6 protein-coding genes, 1 tRNA gene and 2 pseudogenes are annotated in these 11,027 nt (G+C 69.7%); 2 read left to right on the top strand and 7 right to left on the bottom strand.

Translation table 11 applies throughout. The features are described from left to right. Window positions 1–222: pseudogene (locus FHS42_RS31730) on the top strand (site-specific integrase); the annotation flags it as partial. 97 nt (window positions 223–319) lie between these two features. Here FHS42_RS31730 and FHS42_RS31725 read toward each other — a convergent pair. The 5 genes and pseudogenes from FHS42_RS31725 to FHS42_RS31710 form a co-directional block, all read right to left on the bottom strand. Next, window positions 320–1,162, bottom strand: a complete 843-nt coding sequence (locus tag FHS42_RS31725; protein WP_312867125.1) for an ImmA/IrrE family metallo-endopeptidase — start codon at window positions 1,160–1,162, stop codon at window positions 320–322. 108 nt (window positions 1,163–1,270) lie between these two features. Further along, window positions 1,271–1,507: pseudogene (locus FHS42_RS38840) on the bottom strand (helix-turn-helix domain-containing protein); the annotation flags it as partial. Continuing rightward, window positions 1,497–2,240, bottom strand: coding sequence for a hypothetical protein (locus FHS42_RS31720; protein ID WP_184578792.1), 744 nt, complete (start codon window positions 2,238–2,240; stop codon window positions 1,497–1,499). The gene FHS42_RS31720 and the pseudogene FHS42_RS38840, both read right to left, overlap by 11 nt. Window positions 2,241–2,685: 445 nt before the next feature. Continuing rightward, window positions 2,686–2,759, bottom strand: a tRNA-Thr gene (locus tag FHS42_RS31715). 114 nt (window positions 2,760–2,873) lie between these two features. Further along, on the bottom strand, window positions 2,874–4,364 hold the full coding sequence (locus FHS42_RS31710; RefSeq protein WP_312867124.1) for an alpha/beta hydrolase: 1,491 nt from the start codon (window positions 4,362–4,364) through the stop codon (window positions 2,874–2,876). A gap of 82 nt (window positions 4,365–4,446) precedes the next feature. Here FHS42_RS31710 and FHS42_RS38835 point away from each other — a divergent pair, with 82 nt between their 5' ends. Then, window positions 4,447–4,695: a hypothetical protein gene (locus tag FHS42_RS38835; protein ID WP_312867123.1), complete on the top strand. Its 249-nt coding sequence runs from the start codon at window positions 4,447–4,449 to the stop codon at window positions 4,693–4,695. Between the two features lie 182 nt (window positions 4,696–4,877). On the opposite strand, the gene FHS42_RS31705 is transcribed toward FHS42_RS38835, so the two are convergent. Both FHS42_RS31705 and tmk read right to left on the bottom strand, forming a co-directional pair. Then, the gene (locus FHS42_RS31705; protein ID WP_184578786.1) at window positions 4,878–6,167 is read right to left on the bottom strand and encodes a DNA polymerase III subunit delta'; all 1,290 of its coding nucleotides are present in this window, start codon (window positions 6,165–6,167) and stop codon (window positions 4,878–4,880) included. A 552-nt stretch (window positions 6,168–6,719) separates the two neighbouring features. Next, on the bottom strand, window positions 6,720–10,934 hold the full coding sequence (tmk, locus tag FHS42_RS31700; RefSeq protein ID WP_246495688.1) for a dTMP kinase: 4,215 nt from the start codon (window positions 10,932–10,934) through the stop codon (window positions 6,720–6,722). Between the last annotated feature and the right edge of the window lie 93 nt (window positions 10,935–11,027).

The raw sequence follows: 11,027 nt of genomic DNA, 5'->3' as shown, positions 1-11,027 counted from the left end.
CTCGGCCATTCGGACACACGGGTCACGCGAGACATCTACCAGTCCGTCCTCGACGACTTGGCTCGCGACGCCGCCGAGAAGGTCGTGCAGCTCGTGCCCCATGCCCGCAAGGCGCTCGCGGCTGTTCCCGACGTCATGCCGCAGGCAGACCCGGCGGCTCGGCTGCCGAGGATGGCGCCGCCACGCAAGAACGACGCCTCACAGCAGGATCGTCCCGCCTGATGACAGAAAAGATGCTGTAGAAGCACTCCTGCGAAGCATCGGGGCCCGCTTTTGGGGCCCCGATGCTGCTTGCTACTCCTCAGATCGCAGATGCTTACTACGGTGCCGGTGCTGTGGAAGGAGCCAGGCCGAGGTATAGGTCCGGGCGAGGATCCTGAGCGAGAAGCTTGAGCACCATGTCTGCGGGCCAGTGCAACTCGTCGGCGAGACGCTGGGCGGTGATGCCCTTCCGTTGAGCCATCTCGTAGGCCCGCTGCAACAGCACCGGGATCTCTCCGGGGAACCCCTGAACCGATGTGCATGGCAGCAAGCCCTGCGCTCGCAGGGCCCTGAGACGCCTCCAAGCACGACCGCTCACCGCTTCGGTGTGAAGGCCCAATTCTCGGCAGCGGACCAAGAGGGAATCCAGCGAAACCCCCCAGGTCTGCTGCAGACGTCCCAAGATCGTGAAGTCGACTCGGGTCGGCAATGAGCCCGTGAGCCGTGCTGCGGGCGTCAGGAACTCAGCGGCGAAGGCATCCGCCTGACGCTCATGCTGGACATCGCCGGGATGCGCTTCGCTGTGGAGCAAGAGGTGACCCAACTCGTGAGCGCAACTGAACCGATGGCGGTATACGTCATCGCGCTCGTCGTTGAGCACGATCACAGGGCGGGTCGGAAGCCGCGCCGTGGAGAAACCGTCCAGCTTCCTACTGTCCTCGTTGGGAAACGGCAGAACCGTCACGACGATGCCGCGCGATTCCAGTAGGCGAACCAGGTGTGGGATCGGGCCATCGCCCAAGCCCCAGCAGGCGCGAAGTGCTCGCGCGGCCTGTTGCGGATCGGTGGGCAGGTCGGGGATTGTCTCGCCGCCATCCCACCCCGGCAGATCAACCGCCGGTAGCCGGATATGGCTCTCCAGCTCGTACACCAGTTCCCACAACAGTTCCGTGAACGACACGCTCCGCTCACGTTCACGGGCAGGAGCAGAGCGCAGGGAACGAAAGTGGACGGCTGCCGTATCCAGACCAGCTCGTGGACGGCCCACGGTGAAGAAGGCACTAGGCATCCCGAGTGCGTCGGCCAGCCGACGGACCTGCTCCGGTCGAGGCCGGATAGCTCCCGCCTCGTATTGGCCCACAGCGGCGGGAGTTACGTTGATCTTTGCCGCCAACTCCTTCTTGGTCCAGCCGGCCAGTCGCCGGGCCTGCGTAAGTCGTGCACCATCGAACGCCGCTGCGACAGATGCAGAGAGGTCGAGTGGCAGGACTGGGGCCACCGAAAGTGAAGATCGCTTAGTGCTCATTGCTTTCGTTCGCGGTGTCGTCCGCGTCTTGCAGGTCGATGGAGGGCTCTGCGCCGGTTCCAAACCCGGGGGTTGAGGGATCGATGGGGGCCACGGCAGAGATTCCGCCGGTGCCGCCCTGAGCGTCGGTGATGGCGAGAGGCTCGAGCCATTCCCAGGACACCGCACCCGAGAGGTCCAGTTTGGCCTCTCCGACGAAACAGTTGAGCAAGCCACCCTCCCGGTTGCTCGCGTAGGCGAGCAACAACATCTTCGGTTGCCCGGGCAGCTCCTCGAGCTTTTCCTCGAGGTCCTCGATGGTCCACTCTTGACCGTCGATGCCATCACTGATGCGGAGCGCGGTCTGGACCTGCGGCGCGAGTTTGCCGTAGGCGGCGAACATCTCGCTACGGATTTGCGAGGTCCGGATCTTCATCTCCCGCACATCCGTCGTCGAGTCGCTGGCGTAACATACGGGGTAAAGAATCGCATTTCCGACACCGAGCATGAAGGTGCTCTGCACCCGCATCGGCTTGGCCTCGGGAAGCTCTTGCAGTTGATCCTGATCTTTGAGCGCACCCACAGTGAACCGCCATCGATTCGTCCCGAAGGTGTGGCCGTCGCTGTACTTGCTGAACTCGTACGCGTCAATCGCTTCCTGAGTCCCCGTCTTCAGGGACCAGATCACATGCTTTCGAACCCGCGGAGCCGAAGCCCCAACCAACTGATCGAAGCGAGAGCTGCGCAACGCCAACGAACCCACCCCCAGTAGGACAATCAACGAACTCGGCAAACTTTACTGCTCGACGAGATCATGCTGCATCACTTTATTTTCTGCGTCAATGTCGATCGACGCGCCAGGGGCCCGGGACGCGTAGGAGCGACGGCACAGGTTCCGACTTGGCCTCGTCACATGTGGCCGCACAGTCAGTGCCGTCCGGGGACCTGTGGGAACCTGCCAAAATTCATCCCACGTCAATCGCGACCGCGCGACCAGGGATGCGTCTCCGTTGCCAGCCACTCGAAAGCGTCGCCGAGCGCCCGTCCAGGCACCGCTCTGCACGCCCGCCGCCCGACTGTCCACCGGTTGTCCACCGAGGGCGATCATGGCGCCTCGGTAGGGGTGTCGTATAACTATGAATTGATCTTGGAAAGCACAAAACCCCAGGTCACGGCGAGTGAGTCCTGGGGTTTCGCAGAGCCGCCTTCGGGATTCGAACCCGAGACCTACGCATTACGAGTGCGTTGCTCTGGCCAACTGAGCTAAGGCGGCATGCTGCGCGAAACCTGGTAGGCGACGACAGCGGGGCCAAGTCTACACAGTTTCCCGGAGTGCTCCGTACGAGGTGCTGTTCCGGGTTTCCGTGCAGGTCAGGGGTGGTGGTGGTCAGGTGCACTTCTTCGCGGGGGTGGGGGGCTGGCCCGTCAGGAGGTAGGTGTTGATCGCCGTGTCTACGCAGTCGCTCCCGCGGCCGTACGCCGTGTGGCCGTCGCCCTCATAGGTCAGCAGGCGGCCCGAGGTGAGTTGGGAGGCGAGGGCGCGGGCCCAGCGGTAGGGGGTGGCCGGGTCGCGGGTGGTGCCGACGACCAGGATGGGGTCCGCGCCGTTGGCCTTGATGTGGTGCGGGCGGCCCGTCGCATCGACGGGCCAGTAGGCACAGCTCAGGGCCGCCCAGGCAAGGCCGCGACCGAACAGTGGGGACGCCTTTTCGAAGGCCGGCAGGGCTCGGGTGACCTCGGTCGGGCGGCGAAAGGGCGGGGGTAGATCGAGGCAGTTCACGGCCTGGTTCGCGGCCATGAGGTTGCTGTACGTACCGTCGGCCGACCGCTCGTAGTACGCGTCCGCCAACTGCAACAGGCCCGTGCCGTCGCCCTTCGCGGCAGCCGCGATCCCCGCACGGAGCGTCGCCCAGGCTCCCTCGTTGTACATCGCCGAGAGCACCGCCGTCGTGGCGAGGGACTCCGTCAGGTCGCGCCGTTCGCGAGTAGGGAGCGGGTGAGCGTCGGCGCGCCGGAACAGGTCCGCGAGGCGGTGGACCGCCGCGGCCCCGTCACGCGTTCCCAGCGGACAGTCCGACCGCCGTACGCAATCCGCCACGAACGCCCCGAGCGCCGTCTCGAACCCACCCGTCTGGTCCAGGTTCATCTGCTCGGCGCTCAGCGACGGGTCCATCGCACCATCCAGCACGAGGCGGCCGACACGGCTCGGGAAGAGCCCCGCGTAGGTGGCGCCCAGAAACGTTCCGTACGAGGCGCCCACATAGGTCAGTTTCCGGTCACCGAGTACCGCTCGCAGTACATCCATGTCCCGCGCCGCCTCGGCCGTCGAGAGATGCCCGAGGCGTGCGCCGGAGAGCCGCTGACAACCCTGCGCCAGCTTCTCGTACGCGTGCACCAGGCCCCGCGTCTCGGCGGCGTCATCCGGCGTTTGGTCACTTCGCACATGGGCGTCCATCTCGCGGCCCGGCAGGCAGTCCACTGGCTCGCTGCGCGCCACGCCGCGCGGATCGACCGCCACCATGTCATAGCGGGCACGCACCGCGGCCGGATAGCCGACACCCGCATACGCGTGGAGGTAACCGACCGCCGACCCGCCCGGCCCACCCGGGTTGACCAGCAACGACCCCAACCGTTGCGCCCCGCCCGTCGCCTTCTTTCGGGACACGCTGAGCCTCAACTCCTTGGCGATGTTCGGCCTGGCGTAGTCCAGCGGCACCCGGAGGGTGGCGCATTCGTACCCGGCTGGCCCGCAGGCCCTCCAGCGCAACCGTTGCTCGTAATAACCCTTGAGCACGGCCGGGATCGCCTTCGGTAGCGGGCGCAACGGGTTGGCGCGCCTGTCTGCGCCGGGCGGGGCTGCGGAGCCGCTGTCGCGCACCTCGTCTCCTGCCCGACCCGGGACCGCATCGCCCCTTGGGCCCCTCCTGCCCGTCTCGTCGCCTTGTCCCTCGTCGGCGGCCGTGGGCGGTGAGGGTGCACGGGTCGCCGGTGCGGTCGCCGCGCTGGGTGATGGATCACTCGACGAGCATCCGGAGATCAACAGCGCCACAGCCGCGATGACGATGCCAGGGGTGCGGAACAAGCGGCATGTGTCCATCGTCGGCCCCTCAGTCGTACGCGGCGTCCCCGCGCGTCGGCTCCGCACGCTGGGAGTCGGAGAGTACCGGGGCGTGTACGGGGAGTTTCCACTCGCCGACCCGTACGGGTGACCGAACGGAGCAATGCACGGCAGCCGGGTCACGGGACACACCCAAGCCAAGCCCGAAACAAGCCCAGGCCGAGCCCCCAAGCCAAGCCCGAAACAAGCTCAGGCCCGCCCGAGGCGAGATCGGGGCAGCCCAAACCAGGGCCGGAAACAAGCCAGGAACGGGAGCGGAGAGCCGAGGCCGAATCAGCCCGCTCGTAGTGACATGGTCATCGCTTCCACTGCCAGCAGTGGGGACACGTTCCGGTCGAGCGCCTTGCGGCACGCGGTGATCGCTTCTATCCGGCGCAGCGTCCGTTCCGGCCCGGAGCCCGCCGCGATGCGCTCCAGGGCCTGGCGCTGCTCGACGTTGGCGATGGCCACCTGCGAACCGAACTGAAGGGCCAGCACGTCCCGGTAGAACCCGGTGAGGTCGGTGAGGGCAAGATCCAGACTGTCCCGCTGGGTACGGGTCGAGCGACGTTTTTGGCGGTCCTGAAGGTCTTTCATCGCACCGGCCGTGCCGCGCGGCAGCCTCCCGCCGGTGCCCGCGGCGGCGCCGAGCGCCGAGCGCATGTCCTCCGTCTCCTTCGTATCGACCTCCTCCGCGAGCTGTTTGGCCTCTTCGTTCGCCGCGTCCACCAGTTCCTGCGCGGCCTTGAGGCAGCCACCGATGTCGTCCACACGCAGTGGGAGCGACAGCACCGCCGCGCGCCGCGCTCGCGCGCGTTCGTCGGTGGCCAGCCGACGCGCCCGGTCGATGTGCCCCTGTGTGGCGCGCGCGACGGCGGCGGCCGTGTCCGGGTCGATGCCGTCGCGCCGTACGAGGACATCGGCGACGGCTTCCACCGGCGGCGTACGGAGAATGAGGTGGCGGCAGCGGGACCGGATCGTCGGCAGCACATCCTCAAGAGACGGCGCGCACAGCAGCCACACCGTACGCGGCGCGGGCTCCTCGATGGCCTTGAGTAGGACGTTGCCCGCGCCTTCCGTCAGCCGGTCTGCGTCCTCCAAAACGATCGCCTGCCAGCGTCCGCCCGAAGGAGACAACTGCGCCCTGCGCACCAGGTCCCGGGTCTCCTTGACACCGATCGAGAGCACGTCCGTACGCACCACCTCGACATCTGCGTGCGTACCGATCAAGGCCGTATGGCAGCCGTCGCAGAAACCGCAACCAGGGATGCCGCCCAGTGCCCGGTCGGGGCTGACGCACTGCAACGCCGCAGCGAACGCGCGTGCCGCCGTCGCTCGCCCGGACCCGGGCGGGCCCGTGAACAGCCAGGCGTGCGTCATCTTCGAGCCGGACGGGCGGCCCGTGCTGCCGCCGGCCGATCCTCCGGCAGCCGCCTCCCCAGCTTCGGCAACGCCCCCGGCCCTGGCGGCGCCGCCGGCTCTACGCAGGCTCGTCGCCGTGACCAACGCGTCCGCGTCGCGTGCGGCAGCCGAGAGCTGCTCCGCTACCCGGTCCTGCCCCACCAGGTCGTCCCACACCGCCATGGCTCGTCTCCCTGCTTGTGCCTGCCCCCACCTGTCCCCGCTTGTTCAACCCGCTGCCGGTCCGCCCCGCGGTACGCCTCGCCCCCGCCCTACGCGCCAAGCGGCCCTCGCCTGTGAGCGGCGTACGGCGGCTGTGTCCTGCACCGACCTCTTCACAGCGGAAAGCCGCCGGTGCCCCCCGCAGGGGCGTACGCACCCACGCGTCCCCCATACAGCCCGCACGGACAGCCGCCGAACCATTCCGTACGGACCCACCACTGCCCGCATGGCTGCCAAGGCCGTACGCACCTGCGCCCACACGCACATGCCATCCCGCCGCGCGTACGGCCCCGTGCGGAAGCCCGCACACCGCCGGCGGGCCCTCCCCCGGTCCGCCGCCGCGTGCGTCGTACGTCCTCATGCCAATCCATTGTGGAGTACGGCACTGACAATCACGGTGGACCCTTGCGCCGGGCCGCCACGGGCGCTGTCACGGGGGACTGTCACCGGGGCTGTCACAGGCGTGACGATGGCGGGCAGGAGGTGCCGCGTCGGCCCCGCGAACCGTGGTTCTCAGCTCCTGCGGCCCCAGCCCCGGCGGCCATCCTGACCACCGCTACCGCCGCGACCGCCCTGGCCACCGCCGCCCGCACCACCGGTCCCACCGGCACCGCCCTGCGCTCCAGGACCAGCCCCGTCGCGCGTCCCGTGATCGGTTCCGCGGCCGTCCGTGGGGCGGCCGTCAGGGTCCGTAGCGCGGTCGGCGTCGGCGCTGTGATGCCGCTCGTTACGTGGGTCGTAGTAGCCCTCGTTCGCGGCATCGCGCGGGCCAAGCAGCTCGTCCGCGAGCGTGGGAAGGTCGTCCAGCGGCGTCTCCTCGGCCCACTCTGGACGCCGCCGCTGTCGGCCACGCTGCTCCGCAACCGGCTCACCCGGCTGGCCTGTCGGGTCCGCGTAACCCTGCCCCTGCCCGCGTCGGTCAGGTTGGCCGCCCGGAGCTGCGCCGCCTTGCGACGGGTCGTACTGCGGCAGTTCCCGCGTGCGCTCATTGCCGGGCTCAGGAACGGACGGGCGCGCGCCGCCATCGTCCTCCGGCCGGAACAGCCACGGCGGAACACGGTCCGCGGGGTCCGCGGGACGCTCAAGGTACGGACCCTGCGCGCCGCTGCCCACGGCGGGCAACACCGCTGTCTCATCGGCCGCACTCGCGGGCGGCGCCGCGGGCAGCACGGGCGGCTGCGGCAGTTGCGCGGTCTCCTCCGCGTCCCGTGGCGCCCATGAGTCATCTGACTCACGCGCATCCCATGCCCCGTACGCATCCTGCGCTTCCCGCGGCTCACGCGCTCCATGCGCATCCCGCGAGTCGTGCGCGTCCCGCACACCTCCTACGCCCTGCGCGTGCGCCGCCGGCGCACTCGCATCCGGGCGCACCCGCGGCAGCGCCCTCGTCTCATCGTCGGACACCTCTCCGGCGCGCCCGGTAGCGGCGCCGTCCGGTCGCGGCACCCGGGGGTCCACACGAGGCGTCTCGACCGTCTCCGTCGTATCGGCGTTCGACGGAGCGTGCGCCGGCGCGCCTTCGTGAGCAGACTGTGCGCCAAAAGCGCCCCCGGCTACATCCGCACCGTCACCGCTGCCGGCGCCCTCACCAACACCAGCACCCTCACCACTACCCGGCGCCCCATCCTGCCCAGTGGCGCCCCAATCCCGCACCTCGGACAGCTTCACGGTCGGGATTGCGACGGTCGGCGCCTCGTCTCCGCCCGCCGCAGTCGGCCTGGGCCCGCGCTCGGGGCCCGCGCCCGGCCGCTGCGGAGCCCGCCCCTTATCCGTATCCCTGCCCGCCTCCGGCACAGCTGCCCCGCCTCGCTGCTGAGGCGACCCCTGGCCACCACGCACGGGCTCGGGCCCCACACCCGGTTCCGGCATTGCGGCGGCAGCCTCAACCGCCCTCGCTGCCTTAGCCGCCTCCGCTGCTTTTGCTGCCTCCGCTGCCTCAGCCGCCTCAGCCGCCCTCGCTGCTTTCGCGACCTCAGCCGCCCTCGCTGCCTCAGCCGCCTCCGCTGCTTTCGCGACTTCAGCCGCCTCAGCCGCCTCAGCCGCCTCAGCTGCCAGCCGCGCCTGCTCCGCGCGGACCAGGGCCTCTTCGGCCTTGCGCTGCTTTTCCAGCCGCCGCGCCTCGGCCTCGGCCCGCAACCGAGCCTCCTCCTCGGCCTGGCGGCGAACCCGCTCCTCCTCCGCCGCGCGGGCCTGCTCCTCGGCCTCACGGCGCTGGCGCTCCTCCTCGGCGAGGCGGCGCGCTTCCTCGGCCCGCAGCCTGGCCTCCTCGGCCTGACGGGCAGCCTCAAGGCGCTTGGCCTCTTCGAGTTCGCGGCGCTTGCGCTCCTCTTCCTCGGCCCGCAGCCGCGCAAGCTGCTCTTGCCGCTCGCGCTCAAGCCGCTCTTCCTCGGCCTTGCGCGCGGCTTCCTCCTCGGCCTTGCGGCGAGCCTCTTCCACGGCCTTCTTACGCGCCTCTTCGCGCGCCTTGATCTCCGCTTCTGACAGTGGCAGCAACTGGTCGAGGCGATGCCGTACGACCGTGCTGACCGCCTCCGGCTCCTGGCCGGCGTCCACCACCAAATAGCGCGCCGGGTCGGCCGCCGCCAAGGCCAGGAACCCGGCCCGGACGCGCTGATGGAACGCGGCGGGCTCCGACTCCAGCCGGTCGGGCGCCTCCGTGAAGCGCTCGCGCGCAGTCTCTGGGGACACATCCAGCAGCACCGTCAGATGCGGAACGAGGCCATCCGTCGCCCAACGCGAGATGCGGGCGATCTCCGTAGGAGACAAGTCGCGACCCGCGCCCTGATACGCAACCGAAGAGTCGATATAGCGATCCGAGATGACGACAGCACCGCGCTCCAGAGCGGGCCGTACGACCGAGTCAACGTGCTCGGCCCGGTCCGCCGCGTACAGCAACGCCTCCGCGCGGTGCGACAGCCCCGCACTGGATACGTCCAGCAGGATCGACCGCAGCCGCTTGCCGATCGCCGTCGCGCCCGGCTCGCGCGTCACCACGACCTCATGGCCCTTGTGACGAATCCACTCCGCGACCGTCTCCACCTGCGTGGACTTGCCCGCTCCGTCACCGCCCTCCATCGCGATGAAGAAGCCGTTGGCGGCCGGCGCCTGGGCGGGTTCGCCACCGCGTAGCGCTTCGCGTAGGTCGCGGCGCAGCGGTACGCCCTGCCGGTCGTCGGTCTTGCCGAGCACCAGCGCAGCCACCGGCAACAGCAACGCACCGACCAGCATCAAGGTGAACGCCGCGCCACCGTGCTCAAAGACGAAGTCACCGTTCTCCAACCGGTGCGGCCCGATCGCCGCGGCCAGCAACGGGGCAGCGAGCACGCCGAGCGCGAGCGAGACGCGTACGACGGCATGCAGATGCTCGGTCGTACGAGCCCGACGCGACTCCTCCGCCTCCTGGTCGAGCAGCGTGTGCCCGACGTTGGCCGCGACGCCGGCCGCGACACCGGCGAGGAGCGCGAGCAGCAGCACCGTCGTCGGGTCAGGGACCAGGCCGGCGGCGAGTAGCGCAAGGCCCGTGGCCGCGATCGCCAGCGCGAGCAGCCGGCGGCGGGAGAGCGTAGGCAGCACCCGCGGCGCGCAGCGCACGCCGATCACCGGCCCACCGGCGATCATCAGCGCAAGCAGCGAGAACCCGACCGGGCCACCACCGAGATCGGCCGCCTGCAACAGGGTGACGCCGAAGGCCGCGGCCATCGCTGCGGCCACCGCGGCGCAGGCCGCCACCAGTACCGCAAACGAGCCCGTACGCCCCTTATCGGGCACGGCGGCCCGTACGACGCCCGGAACACCGGACACACCAGCACCAGCACCAGCACCAGCACCAGCACCAGCACCCACAACGCCGCCGCCAGCACCGGCAGCGGCGCTCGTCGCCGTGCCGCGCGCCGGGGCCTTGGGACGGCGCAAGCCCTCCAGCGGGGAGCGCGCGCGGGTCGCCTCCGCGCTGGGCAGTTCCAGGAAGTAGAGGACGGACACCGAGGCCGCGAAGAGACCGGCGGCCACATAGGAGGCTAGGGCCGGCTGATGCGCGTGGAACCAGTCGATGCCGGAGCCAAACAGATTGCTGACCAGCGTGACGGCGATCATGCCGGCAGCGGCGATCGGCAACGTCACGGCAGTGGTACGAAGCGACAGCCTACGCAGCGCGTCCAAATGGTCCGGCAACGGCCGCACCGCCGCGCCCTCCAGCGGTGGCGCGGGCAGTAGCGCGGGCGCAGCGCCCTCCTTGGCCACCGTCCACAGCCGCTCGGCGACGCCCACCACAAACGCGGTGACCAGCAACGAGGCAAGCGCATCGGCCGGCATCCAGTCGATCCACAGCGGAGCGATCACCAACAGGGCGAGCCGCACCCCGTCCGCACCGATCATGGTCCAGCGTCGGTCCAGTGGCCCGGAGGGGCCGATCAGCGAGGCTAGGGGGCCGAGCAGTACCGCGCCGAACAACAGCGTGGCCAGCAATCTCGCGCCGAACACCGCTGCGATGGCAAGTGCTGCCCCGCGGTAACCACCGCCAAACGAGCCCGCCGCAACCGCCGCCTGAAACGACAGTGCCAGCAGGACAAGCACGGCGAGTGCGTCACCGATGCCGCTGACGAACTGTGCGCTCCACAGCCGTCGCAGCGGCGGGAAGCGAAGCAACGCTCGCACGGCGCGCTCGCGGGAATCCGCGGCGAGAGCGCCGGATGGGGGGGTGACGACCGTTGGCTGCTCGGTTCGCGTCATCCCGCCAGCCTATCCGGGCCACCCGAATCCCCATGCCTCCGCCCGAACATACGGCCGGACCCGTCACGACGTACGGCAGGATGATTCGGACAA

The organism is Streptomyces zagrosensis, from assembly GCF_014203645.1.
In the GTDB taxonomy this organism is placed as follows: Bacteria; Actinomycetota; Actinomycetes; order Streptomycetales; family Streptomycetaceae; genus Streptomyces; species Streptomyces zagrosensis.
This window is presented reverse-complemented; position numbering and strand designations above follow the sequence as displayed.

Excerpts from the sequence above, each read along its gene's own strand:
- tmk (WP_246495688.1), bottom strand. The coding sequence starts at position 10,934 with ATGACGCGAACCGAGCAGCCAACGGTCGTCACCCCCCCATCCGGCGCT.
- FHS42_RS31705 (WP_184578786.1), bottom strand. The coding sequence starts at position 6,167 with ATGGCGGTGTGGGACGACCTGGTGGGGCAGGACCGGGTAGCGGAGCAG.